The organism is Ewingella sp. AOP8-B2-18 (assembly GCF_052376015.1).
Classification (GTDB): domain Bacteria; phylum Pseudomonadota; class Gammaproteobacteria; order Enterobacterales; family Enterobacteriaceae; genus Ewingella; species Ewingella allii.
This window is the reverse complement of record NZ_JBQSVB010000001.1, coordinates 581093-602864: the sequence shown is the minus strand read 5'-3', so window position 1 is coordinate 602864 and position 21772 is coordinate 581093. Positions and strand designations below refer to the sequence as shown.

At 53.4% G+C, this 21772-nt stretch carries 17 protein-coding genes; 11 read left to right on the top strand and 6 right to left on the bottom strand.

What is annotated here, in order from left to right; genetic code table 11:
• Positions 1-4: 4 nt before the first annotated feature.
• A complete protein-coding gene (gene rlmKL / locus ACT3RR_RS02775; protein ID WP_496199687.1) occupies positions 5-2125 on the bottom strand; it encodes a bifunctional 23S rRNA (guanine(2069)-N(7))-methyltransferase RlmK/23S rRNA (guanine(2445)-N(2))-methyltransferase RlmL in 2121 nt (706 codons plus the stop codon).
• Between the two features lie 115 nt (positions 2126-2240).
• Here rlmKL and ACT3RR_RS02770 point away from each other — a divergent pair, with 115 nt between their 5' ends.
• Entirely contained in the window at positions 2241-3344 is a 1104-nt protein-coding gene (locus ACT3RR_RS02770; protein ID WP_441656176.1) for a YcbX family protein, read from the top strand.
• Between the two features lie 36 nt (positions 3345-3380).
• Here ACT3RR_RS02770 and ACT3RR_RS02765 read toward each other — a convergent pair whose 3' ends face one another.
• Both ACT3RR_RS02765 and pyrD read right to left on the bottom strand, forming a co-directional pair.
• Positions 3381-3929, bottom strand: coding sequence for a cell division protein ZapC (locus tag ACT3RR_RS02765; RefSeq protein WP_353501571.1), 549 nt, complete (start codon positions 3927-3929; stop codon positions 3381-3383).
• 200 nt (positions 3930-4129) lie between these two features.
• A complete protein-coding gene (pyrD, locus tag ACT3RR_RS02760; RefSeq protein WP_396132082.1) occupies positions 4130-5140 on the bottom strand; it encodes a quinone-dependent dihydroorotate dehydrogenase in 1011 nt (336 codons plus the stop codon).
• A 280-nt stretch (positions 5141-5420) separates the two neighbouring features.
• Between pyrD and ssuE the strand changes: the two genes are divergently transcribed.
• The 5 genes from ssuE (at position 5421) to ssuB (ending at position 9795) form a co-directional block, all read left to right on the top strand.
• On the top strand, positions 5421-6002 hold the full coding sequence (gene ssuE / locus ACT3RR_RS02755) for an NADPH-dependent FMN reductase (protein WP_353501570.1): 582 nt from the start codon (positions 5421-5423) through the stop codon (positions 6000-6002).
• A gap of 22 nt (positions 6003-6024) precedes the next feature.
• Positions 6025-6999 carry a sulfonate ABC transporter substrate-binding protein gene (locus ACT3RR_RS02750; RefSeq protein WP_496199686.1) on the top strand — a complete coding sequence of 325 codons (975 nt, stop codon included), beginning with the start codon at positions 6025-6027 and terminating at the stop codon, positions 6997-6999.
• Between the two features lie 62 nt (positions 7000-7061).
• The gene (ssuD, locus tag ACT3RR_RS02745) at positions 7062-8216 is read left to right on the top strand and encodes an FMNH2-dependent alkanesulfonate monooxygenase (protein ID WP_496199685.1); all 1155 of its coding nucleotides are present in this window, start codon (positions 7062-7064) and stop codon (positions 8214-8216) included.
• An 11-nt stretch (positions 8217-8227) separates the two neighbouring features.
• Complete coding sequence (gene ssuC / locus ACT3RR_RS02740) at positions 8228-9025, top strand: aliphatic sulfonate ABC transporter permease SsuC (protein ID WP_353501568.1); 798 nt, start codon at positions 8228-8230, stop codon at positions 9023-9025.
• Positions 9022-9795 carry an aliphatic sulfonates ABC transporter ATP-binding protein gene (ssuB, locus tag ACT3RR_RS02735; protein WP_353501567.1) on the top strand — a complete coding sequence of 258 codons (774 nt, stop codon included), beginning with the start codon at positions 9022-9024 and terminating at the stop codon, positions 9793-9795. The genes ssuC and ssuB overlap by 4 nt, the downstream gene beginning before the upstream one ends.
• Positions 9796-9890: 95 nt before the next feature.
• Here ssuB and pepN read toward each other — a convergent pair whose 3' ends face one another.
• A complete protein-coding gene (gene pepN / locus ACT3RR_RS02730; RefSeq protein ID WP_496199684.1) occupies positions 9891-12506 on the bottom strand; it encodes an aminopeptidase N in 2616 nt (871 codons plus the stop codon).
• Positions 12507-12852: 346 nt separating this feature from the next.
• On the opposite strand from pepN, the gene ACT3RR_RS02725 reads away from it, so the two are divergent.
• From ACT3RR_RS02725 to ACT3RR_RS02705, 5 genes are all read left to right on the top strand, one after another.
• Positions 12853-14265 (top strand): MFS transporter, encoded by a 1413-nt coding sequence (locus ACT3RR_RS02725; RefSeq protein WP_486030117.1) that lies wholly within the window; start codon positions 12853-12855, stop codon positions 14263-14265.
• Between the two features lie 318 nt (positions 14266-14583).
• A complete protein-coding gene (gene pncB, locus ACT3RR_RS02720) occupies positions 14584-15789 on the top strand; it encodes a nicotinate phosphoribosyltransferase (protein WP_353501564.1) in 1206 nt (401 codons plus the stop codon).
• A gap of 290 nt (positions 15790-16079) precedes the next feature.
• Positions 16080-17480 carry an asparagine--tRNA ligase gene (asnS, locus tag ACT3RR_RS02715; protein WP_185688136.1) on the top strand — a complete coding sequence of 467 codons (1401 nt, stop codon included), beginning with the start codon at positions 16080-16082 and terminating at the stop codon, positions 17478-17480.
• 302 nt (positions 17481-17782) lie between these two features.
• The gene (gene ompC / locus ACT3RR_RS02710) at positions 17783-18928 is read left to right on the top strand and encodes a porin OmpC (protein WP_353501563.1); all 1146 of its coding nucleotides are present in this window, start codon (positions 17783-17785) and stop codon (positions 18926-18928) included.
• A 234-nt stretch (positions 18929-19162) separates the two neighbouring features.
• Positions 19163-20353 carry an amino acid aminotransferase gene (locus ACT3RR_RS02705; RefSeq protein WP_496199683.1) on the top strand — a complete coding sequence of 397 codons (1191 nt, stop codon included), beginning with the start codon at positions 19163-19165 and terminating at the stop codon, positions 20351-20353.
• Between the two features lie 91 nt (positions 20354-20444).
• Here ACT3RR_RS02705 and ACT3RR_RS02700 read toward each other — a convergent pair whose 3' ends face one another.
• Both ACT3RR_RS02700 and ACT3RR_RS02695 read right to left on the bottom strand, forming a co-directional pair.
• A complete protein-coding gene (locus tag ACT3RR_RS02700; protein ID WP_496199682.1) occupies positions 20445-21092 on the bottom strand; it encodes an MBL fold metallo-hydrolase in 648 nt (215 codons plus the stop codon).
• Between the two features lie 84 nt (positions 21093-21176).
• Complete coding sequence (locus ACT3RR_RS02695; RefSeq protein ID WP_353501560.1) at positions 21177-21725, bottom strand: peptidoglycan L,D-endopeptidase MepK; 549 nt, start codon at positions 21723-21725, stop codon at positions 21177-21179.
• Positions 21726-21772: the final 47 nt, after the last annotated feature.

The window sequence follows — 21772 nt, the reverse complement described above, 5'->3', positions numbered from 1 at the left end:
AACTTTATTTTTCCTCGCCGGCGTGGGACAGCAGCCAGCAGTTATGAATTTGACGATTACGGGCGAAATCCTGCGACAGGGTTTGGCTGGTGATCTCTTTTGCGCTCAGACCGAGTTTGCTCAGCCCGTCGAGATCCATCTGGAAACCGCGCTTGTTGTTGGAGAACATGATGGTACCGTTGCGACGTAAAATACGCTTCAAATCTTTCATTAATGCCAGATGATCGCGCTGAACGTCGAAACTGTCGGCCATGCGTTTGGAGTTTGAGAAAGTCGGCGGATCAATGAAGATCACGTCGAACTGCTCATCACACATGCCCAAATAAGAGAGGCAGTCAGCCTGAATCAGGCGATGCTGGCGCCCGGTTAAGCCGTTAGCCCGCAGGTTCTTCTCTGCCCATTCGAGATAAGTACGCGACATATCTACCGTGGTGGTGCTGCGCGCGCCGCCCAGACCCGCGTGCACGCTCGCCGTGCCGGTATAAGCAAACAGGTTGAGGAAGTCTTTACCCTTGCTCATTTCACCCAGCATTTTACGCGCAATGCGGTGATCAAGGAACAGGCCGGTGTCCAGATAGTCGGTCAGGTTCACCCACAGCTTGGCGTTATACTCTTCCACCAGCAGGAATTCGCCTTTTTGGGCCAGTTTCTCATACTGATTTTTGCCCTTCTGGCGCTCACGCGTCTTCAGGATCAGCTGGCTGGAGGAGATATCCAGCACCGAGAGCGTGGCGTTAATCACGTCGAACAGACGCTGGCGGGCCTTTTGCGCATCCACGGTTTTCGGCGGCGCATACTCCTGCACCACGATTTTGCTGCCGTAGCGGTCAACCGCCACGTTGTAATCTGGCAGGTCGGCGTCATACAGACGATAGCATTCGATGCCCTGCTGCTTGGCCCACTTCTCCAGCTTTTTCACGTTTTTGCGCAGGCGGTTGGCAAAGTCTTCCGCAATTTGCGCGCCAGCAGCCCCGGCCGGGTTCTCAGCCAGTTGGTAGTTTTTCTGCACGCATTCCAACGGGCCGTTTTTCGCCTTGAATTGACGATCGGCGCGCAGTTGCAGGCAGCTCAGAAGCTCCGGCGAGGCGCTGAACAGCGACAGCTGCCAGCCGCCGAACTGCGTCTTCATGATGCGGCCCAGCAGGTTGTGCAAGGCAATCAGCGCGGGTTCGCTTTCCAGACGCTCGCCGTACGGCGGGTTGCTGATAACCGTGCCGGTCGGGCCTTCTGGCAGTGGGTTAGTCAACTTGCCGACTTCTTTGGCATCAAAGCTAATCAGCTCAGAAACTCCGGCACGACGGGCGTTGGCACGGGCCATTTCAATCACGCGGCGGTCAATATCAGAGCCGAAGAAGCGAGAAGTGGTTTCCTGTACAGCGCGGCGCGTACGCACCTGCGCCTCGGCGATCAGTTCACGCCACAGCTCGGCATCAAACTTGTTCCAGGCGGTAAAGCCCCAGTGTTGGCGATGCAGGCCCGGCGCGCGATCGGCGGCGATCATCGCCGCTTCAATCAGCAAAGTGCCTGAACCACACATTGGATCGACCATCGGCGTGCCGGCTTGCCAGCCAGAACGCATCACAATGGCCGCCGCCAGGCTCTCTTTCAGCGGAGCCTGTCCCGCCAGATCGCGGTAGCCGCGCTGGTGCAAGCCTTCGCCGCTCAAATCCAGAGCAACGCTGGCAGTGTCGCGCTGCAAAAATACGTTAACGCGGATGTCTGGCTGCTGCTTCGCCACGTTCGGACGCTGGTCAATTTTGCGGGTGAAGCTGTCAACGATGGCGTCTTTCACTTTCAACGCGCCGTATTGGCTGTTACGGATCTCATCGTTCAGCCCGCTAAAATGCACTGCGAAGGTTTTATCGACGCCGAAAATCTCCGGCCAGTCGATTGCCATCACACCTAGATAAAGGTCTAAGTCACTGTGGACTTTAAATTCATTCAGAGGCAAAAGAATACGCGAAGCCAGACGGCTCCAAAGCAAACTTTGGTACAGCAGGCGATCGTCACCTTCAAAATGCACCCCTCCCTGCACAACTTTGCAGGCTTGCGCACCCAGCGTTTCCAGTTCGCTTTTTAAAAGTTCTTCCAGTCCACGCGCCGTGCTGGCAAACAAAGAGTTCATATCGACATATCACCAAAAAGAAAATAGTTGCGCATTATAGCTAATCCAGCCAGCTTGTCATAAAGTCTCTGGTCATCATAAAAAATATAACCGAAATCAAAGGAGGCACGATCCCGTGGCTACCCTTTCTCGCCTTTTTATACACCCTGTTAAATCAATGCGTGGGTTACAGCTGTCGCACGCGCAGGTGACGGCCAGTGGTCTGGCATTTGACCGGCTTTTCATGTTGACTGACCCACAAGGCACTTTTATTACTGCCCGACAATATCCTCAGCTGGTTCAGTTCACCCCTTCTTTATTACCCGACGGTCTGATGATCACCAGCCCGGATGGCGATACCCTCTGCGTACGTTTTCGTGATTTCAGCGGCCAGGGCCACCCCACCGAGGTGTGGGGCAACCATTTCACCGCCGTTATTGCCCCCGAAGCTGTCAATCAGTGGCTGAGCGGCTATTTAAAACGCGACGTGCAGCTGCGCTGGGTGGGCGAAGAACTGACCCGCCGGGTGAAAAAACACGCCGAAGTCCCCCTCTCCTTCGCCGACGGCTTCCCTTATCTATTAATGAATGAAGCCTCGATGCGCGATCTGCAAAATCGCTGTCCGAGCGGCGTCAAGCTAGAGCAGTTCCGCCCCAACTTAGTGGTCAGCGGCGCTGAGGCCTATGCCGAAGACACCTGGCAGACTATTCGCATAGGCGAAGTGATCTTTGACTTGGTGAAGCCATGCAGTCGCTGCGTTTTAACCACAGTGAGCACCGAGCGCGGGCGTAAGCATCCGCGCGGCGAGCCGCTGAAGACCTTGCAGGGCTATCGCACGGCAGAGAACGGCGACGTCGACTTCGGCCAAAACATGATCGCCCGTAACACCGGCATGATCCGCGTGGGCGACAGCATTCAGGTGCTGGCGACTAAGCCGCCGCGCCCCTATTCTGCGGGTGAAGTGATTGAAAGCGTGGCTGCGCCTAAGAATGAAAGTAAAACGTTGGAAATTAATTATCAGGGCACGACGTTTACTGGCAACAACCAGCAGATTTTGCTCGAGCAATTAGAGATGCAGGGGTTGCGTATTCCCTATTCATGCCGTGCGGGGATTTGTGGCGCTTGCAGAATGACGCTAGAGTCGGGCGACGTTTCCCCGTTGAAAGCCAGCGCAATTGGTAAAGATGGGACGGTGTTAGCCTGTAGCTGTATACCGAGTTCGAATATCGTTTTGGGCTAATTAAGACAATCAATCGAACAAACAATCAGGCGGAAATCACACCGCCTGATCGTAAAGCTGGCGATTATCAGCGCGCACCGGCGCGGGCATCAGGCGGTCATGCATAATCTTAATCGCGTCACCAAGCACCATGCCGCGCCCTGCCAAGGTCAAACGCTCTTGCGCCAACAGGCACAGGCTGGCGTTATCTCCAGACTCCACCACCAGCAGCGTTGCCTGCTCGCCGCTCTCCATCACCTGCACTTGCGCTATCTGGCCGTTATCGGGCTGGAAAGGACGGGACTGTTGGGTGAAGTGCCAGCTTTTCGGCATTAAAGGTTTGAGGAAGCGGAAGGCTACTAGTGCGTTTAACACTAATTCAGCGCGCTGCTCATTGGCTAATTTAATCGCCTTGCAGTGCTCTTCATAATCGAAATATAAGGCGGCATCATCGACACAAAATGAGGCGTCACCAAATGCATCTGGCGTTAACATTTTTGCCGGAAAGCGCGAACGGAAAATCATGCCATTAGCTAAATCCAACATGAGCCGGTCATGCTCAGCATCAAAATACCAACGCCAATTATCATCTGGTTTGATTTTCATTTCGTTATCCTGTTTGCTCCGAACCCACAATCCGATCACTCGCTATTAAGAAAGACAGTTAAGCAGATTAGGCTTTTTAGTAGAGAGGTTAAATCAGACAAATCTTGAGCTATCGCTGACCTTAATTCAGGCCAGTGGACAAAATATAGATGAGCCGGGTTAATAAATAAACCCCCGGCTGCCTGAGATATGAAAAAATATTAGATATGGGTAACAATATCTTTAATCAAACGCGGTCCGTGATAGATAAACCCGGAATATATTTGTATTAATGAAGCACCCGCTACCATTTTTTCACGGGCCGAGGTTAAGGAATCTATTCCCCCTACGCCAATAATAGGCATCTGGCCTTTAAGTTCATTCGCCAGCATACGGATGATTTCGGTGCTGCGGAACTGTACCGGGCGGCCACTTAATCCACCCGCCTGCTCGCAATAATTAAGCCCCTGGATCAATTTACGATCGAGGGTCGTATTTGTGGCGATCACCCCATCCATATTATGGCGAAGCAAACTGTCGGCTATTTGGATCAATTCTTCTTCTGAAAGATCCGGCGCGATCTTAACCGCCACGGGAACATATTTTTGATGGCGCTGCTGAAGTTCCAGCTGCTTATTTTTAATCGCTGCCAGTAAATCATCCAACGCTTCGCCATACTGAAGTGAACGCAATCCGGGGGTATTTGGCGAGGAAATATTGACCGCGATATAGCCCGCATATGGATACACCTTCTCCATACAGGTCAGATAATCGTCTTTACCATTTTCCACCGGCGTGTCTTTATTCTTGCCAATATTGATGCCGAGAATTCCACCAAAGTGTGAACGCTTTACATTATTGACCAGATTATCCACGCCCAGATTATTAAAGCCCATGCGGTTGATAAGCCCCTCGGCTTCAACGACGCGGAATAAGCGCGGCTTGTCATTACCTGCCTGCGCACGTGGCGTCACCGTCCCCACTTCGACAAAACCAAAGCCCATCGCGCCGAAGGCATCAATGCATTCGCCGTTTTTATCCAGCCCGGCGGCAAGGCCTAACGGGTTTTTAAATGAAAGCCCCATGCAGCTAACCGGTTTGGTTGGCACAGATTGGCGAATAAGGAATTCAAAAGGTGAACCTGAAAGGCGGCTCAGTTGGCGGAAAGTTAATTCATGCGCGTGCTCTGGGTCGAGCTTAAACAGTGCTTTCCTGACAAGTGGGTAATACATGCAGACTCCTGGGGTCCCGTGGCTAGACGGGGCGGTATTATCGACTAACATCCGAGCAAAGGGAAACAATTCACTACTAAAATTCCCTATCCGCGCAATCGATACCCTTTTATTTACCTCTTCGTTACCTTCACGTCACCTTTGCAGCATCTCTTAAACCGGTTTTTGGCTATATATAGTCAAAATTTAGATTTCCAGTCCCCCGCCCGCGCCTGTTAGCTTTAAACCACTAAGTTAAAGAAAATGATGAATCTATAATTTTTGGTTATAAGGAGTAGTGATGCGCGTTATATCCCTTGCAGGCAGCCCGAGACAACCTTCACGTTCATCGGCGTTACTGGCCCTGAGCCACCGCTGGTTGGCCTCTCGCGGCGTTGAAGTGATTTCCTACAGTTTGCAGGACTTCAATGCAGACGATCTGCTGTTCGCCAACTTCGGCAGCCCGCAGTTGAAAAAGCTCATCGCACAACTCGCCGACGCGGATGGCCTGATTGTCGCCACGCCGGTCTATAAAGCCTCTTTCTCCGGAGCCTTGAAAACCCTGCTGGACCTGCTGCCGGAGCGCGCGCTGGACCATAAAGTGGTGCTGCCTCTGGCCACGGCAGGCTCGATCGGCCACATGCTGGCGGTGGATTACGCCCTGAAACCGGTTTTGGCTTCGCTAAAAGCGCAGGAAGTGCTGCAAGGCGTGTTCGCCGACGACAGCCTGATCACTGACTACCAGACCTTCCCGGCTACGCTGCAACCCGCGCTGAATGAGCGCCTCGAAGAGTCGCTGGAAAACTTCTATCTGGCGCTCAGTCGCCGCCGCCCAATCCCGCACTCTGCCACTCAGACCTCTGCGGCGAGTATTGGCGTCTGACTGCACTAACAGGAGTTTGCTGATGCCATCCCCCTCTTCTTTATTGCGACGCCTGCCGTTGATTGCCGGGCTAATGGCCGCCATGGCCTTCGGCGCGCAGGCCGCCAACTCGCCAGAGAAAGATCCGGCGACCTTCCGCATCGCCTACCAAAAAGGCTCTGTCGGGCTGGTTCTGGCGAAATCGCATCAGTTATTAGAGAAGCGTTTTCCGCATACCAAAATCAGCTGGATTGAATTCCCCGCAGGTCCGCAAATTCTGGAAGCACTGAACGTCGGCAGCATTGATTTGGGTGGAACCGGCGACCTGCCGCCGCTGTTTGCTCAAGCCGCCGGGGCCGATTTGCTGTATGTCGGGCAAGAGCCGCCAAAGCCGCAGGCTGAGGTGATTCTGGTCGACAGCAACAGCCCGATTAAAAGCGTTGCCGAGCTGAAAGGACGCAAAGTCGCCTTCCAAAAAGGTTCCAGCTCGCACAATCTGCTGCTGCGCGCGCTGCAACAGGCGGGGCTGAAGTTCACTGACATCAAACCGGTGTATCTCACGCCGGCCGATGCCCGCGCCGCCTTCCAGCAACACGACGTCGATGCCTGGGCGATTTGGGATCCGTACTACTCCGCGGCCAAGCTGCAAGGCAACGTTCGCGTGCTGATCGACGGCAGTACGCTCAACCAAACCGGCTCCTTCTATCTGGCACCGAAGCAATATACCGAGGCTAACCCGCAGTTTATTCATCAAGTGTTAGCCGTGTTAACGCAGGCCAACGCGCTGGTGAAAACCGACAGGGCGCAGAGCATTCAGCTGCTTTCCAAGGCCATGGGATTACCGGAAAACGTGATTGCCAGCTATCTGGATCACTTACCTGATTCCCCCATCACCCCGGTGGATGCGCGTACCGAGAAAGCCCAGCAGGCCACGGCTGACCTGTTCTATCAAAACAAGATTTTACCTAAGCACGTCGAGATCAAAGACCGAATCTGGCGCGACGCCGCCACTCACTAAATTAGCAGAATAAAACAGCCGCCCTCCCAAGCAAGGGCGGCGATCAGAGAGGAGTAAATCACATGAGTCTGAACGTTTTCTGGTTTTTACCGACCCACGGAGACGGTCGTTATTTGGGCACCGACAAAGATGCCCGCACCGTTGACCACGGCTATCTGCAACAAGTGGCGCAGGCGGCTGACCGTCTGGGCTTCGGCGGCGTGTTGCTGCCAACCGGCCGCTCATGTGAAGACTCTTGGCTGGTAGCCGCCTCGCTTATCACCGTGACGCAAAAGCTAAAGTTTCTGGTGGCGCTGCGCCCGGGGATTATCTCCCCGACCCTTGCGGCGCGTCAGGCGGCGACGCTCGACAGGCTGTCCGGCGGCCGCGCGCTGTTTAATCTGGTTACCGGTGGCGACCCGGCCGAGTTAGCAGCCGAAGGTTTACACCTCAGCCATAAAGAGCGTTATGAATCAGCGGCCGAGTTCACTCGCATCTGGCGACGCGTGCTGGAAGGTGAAACCGTCGATTACCAAGGCAAGCACATTCACGTTAAAGGGGCCAGCCTGATGCAGCCGCCGGTGCAGTTCCCGCGCCCGCCGCTCTATTTCGGTGGCTCTTCGGATGAAGCGCAGGACCTGGCCGCCGAGCAGATTGAGCTGTACCTCACCTGGGGCGAACCCCCGCACTTAGTGAAAGAGAAAATCGAGCAAGTACGCGCCAAGGCCGCCGCTCAAGGGCGTACCATTCGCTTCGGCATTCGCCTGCACGTCATCGTGCGCGAAACCACCGAAGAGGCGTGGCAGGCGGCGGATCGCCTGATTGCCAATCTTGACGATGAAACCATCAAGAAAGCGCAGGCCGCCTTCGCGCGCACTGACTCCGTGGGCCAGCATCGCATGGCGGCGCTGCACGGCGGTGACCGCAACAAACTGGAAATCAGCCCGAATCTGTGGGCCGGCGTGGGGCTGGTACGCTCCGGCGCGGGCACGGCGCTGGTGGGCGATGGCCCAACCGTCGCCGCCCGCATGCAGGAGTACGCCGATTTAGGCATCGACACCTTTATCTTCTCCGGCTACCCGCATCTCGAAGAAGCCTATCGCGTCAGCGAGTTGCTGTTCCCGCATCTGGATCTGGCGAAACAGGATCAGGACAGCACGGTAAAACGCGCCATTGAGGCCCGCGGCGAACTGGTGGCCCATGACTTCGCGCCAAAACACGCTTCAGCCGAGCAGTAAGGAAGATCAGCATGCATAGCAAAACCTCACATCGCTGGCTGGACCGGATTTTGCCGTGGATTGTTCCGGTAGCGCTGATTGGCGGGTGGCAACTGGCGGTTGAAGCCGGATGGCTGTCAGACCGCATTTTGCCTGCCCCGAGCGCGGTTATCGAAGCATTCTGGACATTAGCCAAAAGCGGCGACCTGTGGCAAAACCTGAAAATCAGTACTTATCGCGCCCTGATTGGCTTTGTGATTGGTGGCAGTCTGGGGCTGCTGCTGGGCTTTATCACCGGCCTGTCGCGCTGGGGTGAACGCCTGCTCGACAGCTCCTTGCAGATGCTGCGTAACATTCCGCATCTGGCGCTGATCCCACTGGTGATCTTATGGTTCGGCATCGACGAAACCGCCAAGATTTTCCTGGTGGCGCTCGGCACCCTGTTCCCTATTTACCTCAACACCTACCACGGCATCCGCAATATCGATCGCGGTTTGCTGGAGATGGCGCGCAGCTACGGCCTGTCCGGTTTGCCGCTGTTTATGCAGGTAGTCCTGCCGGGCGCGCTGCCGTCAATCATGGTCGGCGTGCGCTTTGCGCTGGGCTTTATGTGGCTGACGCTAATTGTCGCCGAAACCATTTCTGCCAATTCGGGGATTGGTTATCTGGCGATGAACGCCCGCGAATTCCTGCAAACTGACGTGGTGGTGGTGGCTATCGTGCTCTACGCCATTCTCGGCAAGCTGGCGGATATTCTGGCCCGTTCGCTTGAGAGCGTTTGGCTGCGCTGGCACCCCGCTTATCAGAAAAAACAAGGAGATGCCGTATGAGCAACACCACTCGTATTCCTCAGGGCACGCCAGTGACCTTGTCCGGCATCAGCAAAAAGTATGGCAACCGCACGGTGCTCAAAGACATTAACCTGCGCATTGCGCCCGGTCAGTTTGTCGCCGTGGTCGGCCGCAGCGGCTGTGGTAAAAGCACCCTGCTGCGCCTGCTGGCCGGTCTGGAGAAAACCACTCAGGGCGAGCTACTCAGCGGCAGTGCGCCCCTAAGCCACGTGCGCGATGACACTCGACTGATGTTCCAAGATGATCGACTGCTGCCGTGGAAGAAGGTGATCGACAATGTGGGTCTGGGGCTGAAAGGCGCATGGCGCGAAGCGGCTCAGGCCGCGCTGGAAGAGGTCGGTTTAGCCGATCGCGCTAACGACTGGCCTTCGGCACTGTCTGGCGGGCAAAAACAGCGGGTGGCCTTGGCCCGGGCGCTGATCCACCGCCCTCGCTTGCTACTGCTCGACGAGCCTTTGGGTGCACTCGACGCCCTGACGCGTATTGAGATGCAGGGACTGATCGAACGCCTGTGGCAACAGCACGACTTCACCGTTTTGCTGGTAACCCATGACGTCAGCGAGGCAGTGACCGTCGCCGATAGAGTGATTTTGATTGAGCAAGGCGAGATAGGCTTAGATTTGCAAGTAGACCTGCCGCGCCCGCGCCGCAAAGGCTCGGTACGGCTGGCAGAGCTGGAAGCCGAAGTGCTGGAGAGAGTATTAACGCCTTCTGCGCCAGCGAGCGAGGCGCGTCGCGCTCAGGTTTAAGTTTCTCACTTTACTTCACTTCAGCAAAGAGAAAGGGCGATGTTTCCATCGCCCTTTTTTATGCCTATTGATACTTAATTCACCTGATGCAGCAATTAAGCATCCAGCGCTTTAGATACCTTCTCGAACAGGTCGCCGGAGAGGTTTTCCAGCCCTTTCAACTGCTCCAGTGCGTTACGCATCAGCGCCTGACGCTGGCTGTCATAGCGTTTCAGGCGGATCAGCGGCTCAACCATGCGCGCGGCAACCTGCGGGTTACGGCTGTTCAGGTCGGTTAGCATCTCCACCAGGAACTGATAGCCACTGCCATCGACCGCGTGGAACGCAGAAGGGTTAGCTGAAGCAAAGGCCCCCACCAGCGAGCGAACGCGGTTCGGGTTGCTCATGGTGAAGGAGCGGTGAGTCAGCAGCGAACGCACTTTCTGCAAGACATCCGCCGCCGGGCTGGTGGCCTGCTGAATGAACCATTTGTCCATTACCAGACCATCCTGATGCCAGCGCTCGTCGTACGCCGCCAGCAAGGCTTCGCGGCAAGGCAGCTGGGCAGAAACCGCCGCAGACAGCGCCGCCAGTGAGTCTGTCATGTTGTCAGCTTGTTCGTACTGGGCTTTCACAATCTTGTCAGCCTGAGCCACGTCGCCAAAGGCCAGATAGTGCAGACAGATGTTGCGCAGTGCGCGTTTGCTGATATCGGCATGGGTCACGCGGTAAGCCGGCAGGCTGTTGGCATGGTAAACGGCGAGGAATTCGTCGCTCATTTCCGTCGCCAGGCAGCGAGTAATGGCTTCATGAACCGCGCTGATGGCTTCTGGATCGATAACGTCGAACAGTTCCGCGATTTCGTTTTCCGACGGCAGAGTCAGGATCTGCGCCGCCAGGCCCGGATCGATATTCTCATCCAACAGCACCGCGCGGAAAGCGTCGGCCACGTGCAGCGGCAGAGACAACGGCTGTTTCTGCTGATGGCGCGCCACGTTCAGTTTGATGTAAATCGCCAGCAGGCTCTGGGCTGAATCCCAACGCGAGAAGTCGTTACGCGCGTGTTTCATCAGGAAGGTCAGCTGGTGATCGCCATATTTGTAATCCAGTTTCACCGGCGCGGAGAACTCGCGCAGCAGCGACGGCACCGGCTGGTATTCCACATCTTCAAAGATGAAAGTCTGCTCAGCTTCGGTCACGTTCAGCACATTGCTGACCACGCCGCCGTTCTGTTTCAGCGCAATCACATTGCCTTGTGGATCATAGAGTTCGATATCCAAAGGAATGTGCAGAGGCAGCTTCTCAGACTGGTCCGGCGTCGCTGGGGTTCTCTGGCTGACGGTCAAGGTGTACTGCTGTTTTTCCACGTCATAGTCGTCGCGCACGGTCAGCACCGGCGTACCCGACTGGCTGTACCAGCGGCGGAACAGGGAGAGATCAACGTTGGACGCATCTTCCATCGCCTGTACGAAGTCGTCGCAGGTCGCCGCGCTGCCGTCATGGCGTTCGAAATAGAGCTGAATACCGGCCTGGAACTTCTCTTCGCCCAGCAAGGTGTGCAGCATACGAATGACTTCTGAACCCTTCTCATACACGGTCAGCGTATAGAAGTTGTTCATTTCGATGACTTTTTCCGGGCGAATTGGGTGCGCCATTGGGCTGGCGTCTTCTGCAAACTGCGCGGCGCGCATCACGCGCACGTTGTCGATACGGTTAACAGAGCGTGAACCCAGATCAGAGCTGAACTCTTGGTCACGGAAGACGGTCAGGCCCTCTTTCAGGCTCAGTTGGAACCAGTCGCGGCAGGTCACGCGGTTGCCGGTCCAGTTGTGGAAGTATTCGTGGCCGATCACCGCTTCAATGCCCAAGTAGTCTTTGTCGGTGGCGGTTTCTGCTTTCGCCAGCACGTATTTGGAGTTGAAGACGTTCAGACCTTTGTTCTCCATCGCGCCCATGTTGAAGAAATCAACGGCAACGATCATGAAGATGTCGAGGTCATATTCGAGGTTGAAACGGGTTTCATCCCACTTCATGGACTGCTTCAGAGACTCCATAGCCCAGTCGGCGCGGTCCAGATTGCCACGGTCAACGAACAGCTCCAGCGCCACGTCGCGGCCTGAACGGGTCTTAAAGGTGTCGCGCAGCACGTCGAAATCCCCCGCCACCAGCGCAAACAGGTAGCAAGGTTTTGGGAACGGGTCTTCCCATTTAATCCAGTGTTTGCCGCCTTCCAGCTCGCCCTGATCAATACGGTTGCCGTTGGACAACAGGTACGGATAGCGCGCTTTGTCAGCCACGATGCGGGTGGTGAAGCGCGCCAGAACGTCCGGGCGGTCCAGATAATAGGTGATGTTGCGGAAGCCTTCGGCTTCACACTGAGTACAGAGCGCCACGCCAGACAGGTAAAGCCCTTGCAGCGCGGTGTTTTTGGACGGGTGAATTTCGTTGACGATGCTCAGTTCAAAGGCATCCGGCAGACGGTCGATCGTCAGCGTGTTTTCAGTCAACTGGTAGCTTGGCCAATCCTGACCATTCACTTTCAGGCTAATCAGCGTCAGTCCTTCACCATCCAGCACCAGCGAAGCGCCTTCCGCACCCTGGCGTTTAATCTGGCTGACCGCGGTCACTACCGTGGTTTCTGCATCAAGTTCAAAGTTGAGATCGATGTCGGTGATGGTGTAATCCGGCGCACGGTAGTCGTGGCGATATTTGGCTTGTGGCAGTTGAGTCATAAAAAACCTTTTAACGTTTTCGTCAATCTTGACGACGTTTGTTGTTGGGTTAGACACCAGAGCATCCCTTAACGGCGATCCTATAGCTTGAAAAGCTTTCCTAAACTTTACCACAGGCACCTGAAATTCCCAGATTGTTACAGGCTTGTGAGTCTGTTAGGACACGTTTTGTTCAGCACGGGCAATCTGGCTCTGCCCTCTCCGGCCTCCGATGGCGGGTTGATTAATTAACAAGCCAGTCTTTTATGCTTAATTATCGTGTTTAACCCATGAATTCAAAATTTAAAACCGCACGCTAATCATTAGCATGGTTGTTAATACCATGTATCCAAGAGGTTAATAAAAAATGAGCGGTATAGCTGCGCCCGGAGTGGATTCGACTTACTCTAAAAATAATCATAACCCTACGCTGTCGGCTCGCATCGACGCACTCCCACCTACGGCCGGACTATGGCGCTTTATCGTTTTGCTCTCGCTTGGCGGTTTTTTCGAACTGTATGACCTGTTCCAGACGGGCTATATCAGCTCGGGCCTGGTGGCTGAGAATATCTTCCACGTCGGCGCGGCCGGGATTTTCGGCATTGCCGATCAGGCGGCGTTTGCCTCCAGCACCTTTTTAGGACTGTTTGTCGGCGCCAGCCTGCTGGCGCCCAACGCCGACCGTTTTGGCCGCCGCATGACCTTTATGTTCGCGCTGGTCTGGTACGGCTTTTTCTCCTTATTAATGGCTTTTCAACACAGCGCCGAAGGAGTAATTCTTTGCCGCTTCTTAGTGGGCATTGGGCTGGGTCTGGAGCTAGTAACCATTGATACCTATCTGAGCGAATGGGTGCCGACGCGCCTGCGCAGCCGGGCCTTCGCCTTCGCCTTCTTCATTCAGTTCCTCTCGGTTCCGGCGGTGGCATTAATGTCATGGTGGCTGGTGCCGCAGACCTTCTTTGGCCTCAGCGGCTGGCGTTTCGTGGTGATTGCGGGAGCGGTGTGCTCGATTGTTATCTGGCTGGTGAGGAAGAATCTGCCGGAGTCGGCCCGCTGGCTGGCGCAGCAGGGGCGGCACGAAGAGGCTCATAAAGTCGTCACGGAGATGGAAAAGCGTTGCGGCGTCAGCCACAGCCCGGCCTATGTGCCGACGGCGGCGCGCGCAGAACCGCCACGAAAAAGCACCTTTAAAGAGATTTGGGCACCTGAGTATCGTTCGCGCACTCTTATGCTGATGGTGATGAACTTCTTTCAGGCCATCGGCTTCTTTGGCTTTGGTAACTGGCTGCCCGCCCTGCTCTCCGGCCAGGGCACGACGCTGACCCATAGCCTGCTGTACGCCTTCTTTATTACTCTGGCCTATCCGCTGGGTTCGCTGATTTGCAGCCGCTACGCCGATAAAATTGAAAACAAATGGCAGATTGTTCTCTCCTCATTAATGACGGTGATTTTCGGCACGCTGTTCGCTTTCCAGAGCAATGCCCTGATGCTAATTATTTGCGGCTTCCTGATCACCTATTCCAATGCGTGGCTAACCTACAGCTATCACGCTTATCAGACAGAGGTGTTCCCGACCCACATTCGCGCCCGCGCGGTGGGCTTCTGCTACTCCTTTAGTCGGCTTTCTACCGCCTTCAGCAGCATTATGATCGGTTTGATTTTGCAATACGCAGGAACCGGCGGGGTGATCGCGTTTATCGTGATCAGCATGTTAATTGTTATGCTAGTGATTGGCCTGTTCGGGCCGAAAACTCGCGGCATTCATTTGGAAAACATTTAGCCAAACACGCCGGGTGACGCCCGCTGCCCGGCAATTTTGTTATTAAAATGTGATCAGATCCGGCATTTCGCCTTGCAAAATAGTTAACAGAAAGAGCCTTTGTGGGCGGAAGCGCACATTTAATCCTCGACCCATCGCGGACAATTATGATGTGATGTGGGTTCTTTCGCAGGATATTACGGTATACTTCACAGACTTTGCTGTTTTATCCAGAACGCTTTTTTATCTGGAATGGTTGTGTACAGGCAAACTGCCTACCTATGTAATGTAACGGTGATTGCCGACGACCCTTTCTGACGAGGATGCTGTAAACGCGCTATGACTCCATACGCCTCCCCGATTTTGACTTCGCTGCTAGATACCGATGCCTACAAGCTTCATATGCAGCAAGCGGTCTACCATCGCTACCACAATATTAGCGTGGTCGCAGAATTCCGCTGCCGTGGTGATGAGCTGCTGGGCGAATACGCCAGCGAAATCCGTCAACAAATCGAGATGATGAGCCAACTGGCCCTGACCGATGAGGAATTTACTTATCTGTCCGGCCTGCCGTTCTTCAGCAACGATTACCTTAACTGGCTGAAAACTTTCCGCTATAACCCAGAGCATGTCACGGTTTCAGACCGCGACGGGCATTTGCACGTGCGCATCGCCGGTCCATGGCGCGAAGTGATCATGTGGGAAGTGCCGCTGCTCGCCGTGATAAGCGAAGTGGTACATCGCCAGCGTTCGCCGCAGGTCACGGCCCAAATGGCCATCGACCAGCTACGTAAGAATCTGGCACGCTTCAAAGAAGAAGCCGCCGACGTCGATATTTCTCGCTTCCGCCTGATGGACTTCGGCACCCGCCGTCGTTTTACCGGCGAAGTGCAGCGCGCCATTGTCAGCACGCTGAAAGAGGAATTCCCGTACTTAGTCGGCACCAGCAACTATGATTTGGCGCACCAGCTGAAATTATCTCCGGTCGGCACCCAAGCCCACGAGTGGTTCCAGGCGCATCAGCAAATTAGTCCGGTGCTGGCTAATAGCCAGCGCGCCGCGTTGCAGGCCTGGCTGGATGAGTATCCAAATCAGCTGGGTATCGCCTTAACCGACTGCATCACTATGGACGCCTTCTTGCGCGATTTCGGTCCGAAGTTCGCCAATGCCTATGAAGGTTTGCGCCATGATTCAGGGGACCCGGTTGAATGGGGTGAGAAAGCGATCGCCCATTATCAAAAGCTGGGTATCGACCCGATGACCAAGACGCTGGTGTTCTCAGACAATCTCGACTTGGATAAAGCGTTGGACCTCTACCGCCACTTCCACACTCGGGTGAATTTGGTGTTTGGTATCGGTACGCGCCTCACCTGTAATATTCCTGAGGTGAAGCCGCTGAACATAGTCATCAAGCTGGTGCAGTGCAACGGTAAGCCGGTGGCTAAGCTTTCAGATAGCCCGGGCAAAACCATCTGTCAGGACAAAGCCTTCGTTAAAGCCTTACGCAAAGCTTTTGATTTGCCGCTGGTGAAAAAAGCTTCCTGATCAAAACGCCGTCGGCCACACCGGCGGCGTAATTTCCTCCCCCAGTTCTGCCCTTCCGCCCCCTTTAGACTTTTTCTTCCTTTATATAGCTATTATTTGCTTTTGCTTACTTGCCACTCATCAGCTTGATGCAACTGATCCCGCCACCGGTTTGGCGGACAAATGTTGTCTGGCGAAGGTGATTTCTGCTTGTGTCCTGAGAAAGGCTAAGTAACATAGCAAAATCCCTTATTAAAGGGTGTCCATTATTTCTGAATCACCATCTGAATTTATAAGAAAGAGAGAAACCTATGAGCGTTGTGCCTGTAGTCGACGTACTGCAAGGCCGTGCTGCGGTTGACAGTGAAGTCACCGTACGCGGTTGGGTACGTACCCGGAGAGATTCTAAAGCTGGCATCTCCTTCGTCGCCGTTTATGACGGTTCCTGCTTTAATCCGTTACAGGCCGTTGTGAATAATTCTCTTCCAAATTATCAGGATGAGGTTCTGCGCCTGACCACCGGTTGTTCAGTCGAAGTGACCGGCACCGTTGTTGCCTCTCCTGGCGAAGGCCAGAGTTTTGAGCTGCAAGCAACGGCTATTAAAGTGGTTGGCTGGGTCGATGACCCGGACACTTACCCGATGGCGGCTAAACGCCACAGCATTGAATATCTGCGTGAAGTGGCTCACCTGCGCCCGCGCACCAACCTGATTGGCGCCGTGGCTCGCGTGCGTAATACCCTGTCCCAAGCGATTCACCGTTTCTATCACGAAAATGGTTATTTCTGGGTGTCGACTCCGCTGATCACCGCGTCCGATACCGAAGGTGCTGGCGAGATGTTCCGCGTGTCCACGCTGGACTTCCAAAACCTGCCGCGCACTGATAAAGGCGAAGTAGATTTCAGCGAAGACTTCTTTGGTAAAGAAGCGTTCCTTACGGTTTCTGGCCAGTTGAACGGCGAAACCTACGCCAGCGCCCTGTCCAAGGTTTACACCTTCGGCCCGACCTTCCGTGCAGAAAACTCCAATACCAGCCGTCACCTCGCCGAATTCTGGATGGTGGAGCCAGAAGTAGCCTTTGCGACTCTGGATGACATCGCCGCACTGGCTGAAAGCATGCTTAAATATGTTTTCCAGGCCGTTCTGGACGAAAGAGCGGACGATATGGCGTTTTTTGCTGAACGCGTAGACAAAGATGCTGTTTCTCGCCTGCAGCGTTTTGTAACATCAGATTTCGCCCAAGTGGACTACACCGATGCTGTAGAAATTCTTATCAATTGTGGTCAGAAATTCGAAAATCCGGTTTCTTGGGGCGTCGATCTCTCTTCTGAGCATGAACGCTATCTTGCAGAGCAACACTTTAAAGCGCCTGTAGTGGTTAAAAACTATCCGAAAGATATCAAAGCATTCTATATGCGAATGAATGAAGACGGAAAAACAGTTGCAGCTATGGATGTGCTAGCACCAGGCATCGGCGAAATTATCGGCGGTTCTCAGCGTGAAGAACGTTTAGATATGCTGGATGCTCGTTTGGAAGAAATGGGCCTGAATAAAGAAGATTATTGGTGGTATCGCGACCTTCGTCGCTACGGCACCGTGCCACACTCAGGTTTCGGCTTAGGCTTCGAACGTCTGGTGGCTTATGTCACTGGCGTGCAAAACGTTCGTGATGTGATCCCGTTCCCACGCACACCACGTAATGCAACCTTCTAATTAACTAAAATATTTTCCAATTAACATTTTAGTTACACAAATAAGGCCAGCTTCGCTGGCCTTAGTCATTTTTAAAGATAGATCCCTGTCACAAAGTTCCGTAAAAATTACATTTTGTAATACATTTTTTCCTGCTGAAACATATTTGGGGGTTTGGTAGCATTTTCGATGTGGATTAACCCCCCTTCGGATGGAACACTGCGTTCAGACACAGGAGACACCAAACTCTCAAGAATAGTTCCCTAAAGAATTATTTACGGCAGTGGCAGGTGTCCAAATAAAACCAATGAGGGTAATAATAAATGATGAAGCGCAATATTCTTGCAGTGGTGATCCCAGCTTTGTTAGCTGCTGGTGCAGCAAACGCAGCTGAAGTTTATAACAAAGACGGCAACAAACTGGACCTGTACGGTAAAGTTGACGCGCGTCACCAGTTCTCTAAGAACAACGGTGATGATGGTGACCAGACTTACGTTCGTTTCGGCTTCAAAGGCGAAACTCAAATTACTGACCAACTGACCGGTTACGGCCAGTGGGAATACAACGTTCAAGCTAACCACGCTGAAAGCGCTGGCGACGAAGGCAACAAAACTCGTCTGGGCTTCGCGGGTCTGAAATTCGGCGACTGGGGTTCATTCGATTACGGTCGTAACTACGGCGTGATCTACGACGTAATGTCTTACACTGACCAATTGCCAGTGTTCGGTGATGACACCATGTACCAGAACAACGACAACTTCATGATTGGTCGTGCTAATGGTCTGGCTACTTACCGTAACAACAACTTCTTCGGTCTGGTTGACGGCCTGAGCTTCGCAGTTCAGTACCAAGGTAAAAACCAGAACGACCGTAATGCAGAAAGCACTGATGCATTCGGCAACACCGTTGTTGATAAAGGCACTGCTAAAAACCAGAACGGCGACGGCTGGGGCGCATCTACCGCTTATGCTATCGGTAACTCCGGTGTTAGCGTAACTGGCGCTTACTTCTCTTCTAACCGTACTGACACTCAAAAACGTGATGGTAACGGTGATAAAGCTTCTGCGTACGCGTTGGGTACTAAATACGATGCTAACAACGTATACCTGGCTGCATTCTACGGCGAATCTACAAACACCACGCCATACGGCGGTGACTTCAACAACATCGCAAACAAAACTCAGAACTTCGAAGTGGTTGCACAGTACCAATTCGACTTCGGCCTGCGCCCATCCATCGCTTACCTGCAATCTAAAGGTAAGGACCTGAACGCTCTGGGTACTGGTTTCGGCGGCGGCGATGCTGACCTGGTTAAATACATTGAAGTGGGTACCTACTACTACTTCAACAAAAACATGTCTACCTACGTTGACTACAAAATCAACCTGCTGGACGACAACGACTACACCAAAACTGCCGGTATCTCTACCGACAACGTTGTTGGCGTTGGCTTGCAATACCAGTTCTAATCTCGCTTAATCGAAGCACTTTCGGGTGCTTCACCAGCGAATGTAAAGTCAGAGCTTCGGCTCTGCCTTTTGCTTTTCAGCTTATCTCCTGCCTTTTCCATCATCAAAATTATTAATCTCGACAGCCGCCTCACAACTCTGCTTTCTTTTTACCGCAAACGGTTGGCAAACTGATTTTGAGGCGGTAACCTGAGCCCTCTTTCTGCTAAATATCAGGTCATGGAAGTCTTTCACATGTTTGAAAAAATCATTGCTGCTCCTGCCGATCCTATTCTGGGTCTTACCGATCTTTTCCGTGCTGACGATCGCCAAGATAAAATTAATCTGGGGATTGGTGTTTATAAAGATGAAACGGGTAAAACTCCGGTTCTCACCAGCGTAAAGAAAGCCGAACAATTCCTGCTGGAAAATGAAACCACCAAAACCTATCTGAGCATCGACGGCCTGCCAGACTTCGCACGCTGCACCCAAGAGCTGTTGTTTGGCAAAGACAGCGCCATCATTGCGGCTAAACGCGCGCGCACGGCACAAACGCCAGGCGGCACCGGCGGCCTGCGTATTGCCGCTGAGTTTATCGCCACGCAGACTGCGGCTAAACGCGTTTGGGTCAGCAATCCAAGCTGGCCAAACCATAAAGGCGTGTTCAATGCTTCTGGTCTGGAAGTGGTGGAATACAACTATTATGACGCAGCGAACCATGCGCTTGATTTTGACGGCATGCTGAAAAGCCTGAGCGAAGCTAAAGCGGGCGACGTGGTACTCTTCCACGGCTGCTGCCATAACCCTACCGGTATCGATCCAACAGAGGCCCAGTGGACTCAGCTCGCAGACCTGTCCGTGGCTAACGGCTGGCTGCCGCTGTTTGACTTCGCTTACCAAGGTTTCGCTAAGGGTCTGGAAGAAGATGCTCAGGGTCTGCGTATTTTCGCCGCTAAACATACGGAACTGCTGGTTGCCAGCTCCTACTCTAAAAACTTCGGCCTGTACAACGAGCGCGTAGGTGCCTGTACCCTCGTCGCCGCCGATGCAGAAACGGCAGATCGCTCTTTCAGTCAGGTTAAGTCCGTGATCCGTGCCAACTACTCCAACCCACCATCACACGGTGCGGCAGTGGTAGCGACCATTCTTGGTAATGAAGCGCTGCGTGCTATCTGGGAACAAGAGCTGAGTGATATGCGTCAGCGTATTCACCGTATGCGTCAGCTGTTCGTGACCACCTTGCAGGAAAAAGGCGCGCAGCAGGACTTTAGCTTCATTATTAATCAGAACGGTATGTTCTCCTTCAGCGGCCTGACCAAAGATCAGGTTCTGCGCCTGCGCGAAGAGTTTGGCGTATATGCGGTGAACTCTGGCCGTATCAACGTCGCAGGTATCACACTGGACAATATGTCCCCTCTGTGTGAAGCCATTGTTGCCGTTTTATAATCACTGAATTCGGCAAACTAAAAAGCCCGTCAGGCAACTGGCGGGCTTTTTTTATAACTCTTATTACTGCCTGAGTGGTTTCACCCCACCTTTACCAGACCGGTAATTCATCCTGTAAAAACGGATTCGTTTTGCGCTCGAACCCTAAATCTGACATTGGGCCGTGCCCCGGAATGAATTTTATATCATCACCCAGTAGCAGCAATTTGGTTTTAATTGAGTGAATCAATGCCTGATGATCGCCACGCGGGAAGTCACTGCGCCCCACGCCACCACGGAAAATCACATCGCCAGACACGGCTAAACGGCTTTTCTCATTGATGAAAACGATATGCCCCGGCGTATGGCCCGGACAGTGTAAAACGGAGAGTTGTTCTTCGCCGACGGCGACCTTATCGCCCTCTTCCAACCATTGATCGGTTTCCAGAGGCGCGCAATCGGCTAACCCAAACATTCTGCTTTGGGTTGGCAGAGATTCCAGCAGGAATAGGTCTTCTTTCTGTGGTCCAACGATGGGTACCGAATAGTGCTGCGCCAGTTCCGCCGCGGCCCCCACATGGTCAAGGTGACCATGAGTCAGCAAGATTTGCTTAACATCGACGCCAAGAGATGAAACTTCCGCAATGATTTTTTCGGCTTCCCCACCGGGGTCGACAATGGCTGCCTGATTGGTTTCAGTACACCAAATAACCGAACAGTTTTGGCTGAACGCCGTGACAGGAATGAGATGGTATTTCATAAGGCTCCACGGCGGCTTATTTGTTCATCTTTTCATTCATAAGAAATAAGAAGTCATGAACCAATAAGCCGCATATTACACATATCACCAGGTTCTCGCCGGACCCGTATCGATATGCACAAAGTTGCTACGTGGATAATATCCTACACCACCCATCTTCATTTTTAACGCGGCTTTGCGAATATTACTCAAGTCTATGCCGGCAATATGGAAGTCCATTGCCTGCCCCAGCGTGTGATAGCTATGTTTCGCCACGCCGCTGCCGGGTTTACGCATGCTGTTATTAGTGGCTAAGGTGCGATAACCAGAAATGAGCTGGACCGGTTTATTGGTGCCCAACATCACTTGTAAGCGATAGAGATGGTCAAATAAGGCGGGGTCGATACTCTTGACTTGCTCAGCACGGTAATCTCTGAACAAGTGGTTCAATCTTGCCAACTCATCCTTGTTGTAACGCTTTCCATCAAAAAACTCGGTTTTGAGGGTCTCACCGGTATTTATGTTGTTAACCACTAAAATACGCGGACGAGGAGTGGAAAGAGTGGCAAAAGCGCGTCCAGGAAGAAGTGCTATGCCCACAGCGGCACCGCCAAGTGCCAGCCATTTACGGCGATGTTTGTCGATTTGGTCCATGAACAGTTTATTACCCGATAAGAGAGTCAAAGTAGGCGCAAAATTGA

Bases quoted from the DNA above. Each gene is read 5' to 3' on its own strand.
- ACT3RR_RS02695 (WP_353501560.1), bottom strand. From the start codon at position 21,725: ATGGACCAAATCGACAAACATCGCCGTAAATGGCTGGCACTTGGCGGT.
- ACT3RR_RS02765 (WP_353501571.1), bottom strand. From the start codon at position 3,929: ATGAAAATCAAACCAGATGATAATTGGCGTTGGTATTTTGATGCTGAG.
- ssuD (WP_496199685.1), top strand. From the start codon at position 7,062: ATGAGTCTGAACGTTTTCTGGTTTTTACCGACCCACGGAGACGGTCGT.
- ompC (WP_353501563.1), top strand. From the start codon at position 17,783: ATGATGAAGCGCAATATTCTTGCAGTGGTGATCCCAGCTTTGTTAGCT.
- pncB (WP_353501564.1), top strand. From the start codon at position 14,584: ATGACTCCATACGCCTCCCCGATTTTGACTTCGCTGCTAGATACCGAT.
- ssuC (WP_353501568.1), top strand. From the start codon at position 8,228: ATGCATAGCAAAACCTCACATCGCTGGCTGGACCGGATTTTGCCGTGG.
- ssuB (WP_353501567.1), top strand. From the start codon at position 9,022: ATGAGCAACACCACTCGTATTCCTCAGGGCACGCCAGTGACCTTGTCC.
- asnS (WP_185688136.1), top strand. From the start codon at position 16,080: ATGAGCGTTGTGCCTGTAGTCGACGTACTGCAAGGCCGTGCTGCGGTT.
- pyrD (WP_396132082.1), bottom strand. From the start codon at position 5,140: ATGTATTACCCACTTGTCAGGAAAGCACTGTTTAAGCTCGACCCAGAG.
- ACT3RR_RS02700 (WP_496199682.1), bottom strand. From the start codon at position 21,092: ATGAAATACCATCTCATTCCTGTCACGGCGTTCAGCCAAAACTGTTCG.
- pepN (WP_496199684.1), bottom strand. From the start codon at position 12,506: ATGACTCAACTGCCACAAGCCAAATATCGCCACGACTACCGTGCGCCG.
- ssuE (WP_353501570.1), top strand. From the start codon at position 5,421: ATGCGCGTTATATCCCTTGCAGGCAGCCCGAGACAACCTTCACGTTCA.
- ACT3RR_RS02705 (WP_496199683.1), top strand. From the start codon at position 19,163: ATGTTTGAAAAAATCATTGCTGCTCCTGCCGATCCTATTCTGGGTCTT.
- ACT3RR_RS02725 (WP_486030117.1), top strand. From the start codon at position 12,853: ATGAGCGGTATAGCTGCGCCCGGAGTGGATTCGACTTACTCTAAAAAT.
- rlmKL (WP_496199687.1), bottom strand. From the start codon at position 2,125: ATGAACTCTTTGTTTGCCAGCACGGCGCGTGGACTGGAAGAACTTTTA.
- ACT3RR_RS02750 (WP_496199686.1), top strand. From the start codon at position 6,025: ATGCCATCCCCCTCTTCTTTATTGCGACGCCTGCCGTTGATTGCCGGG.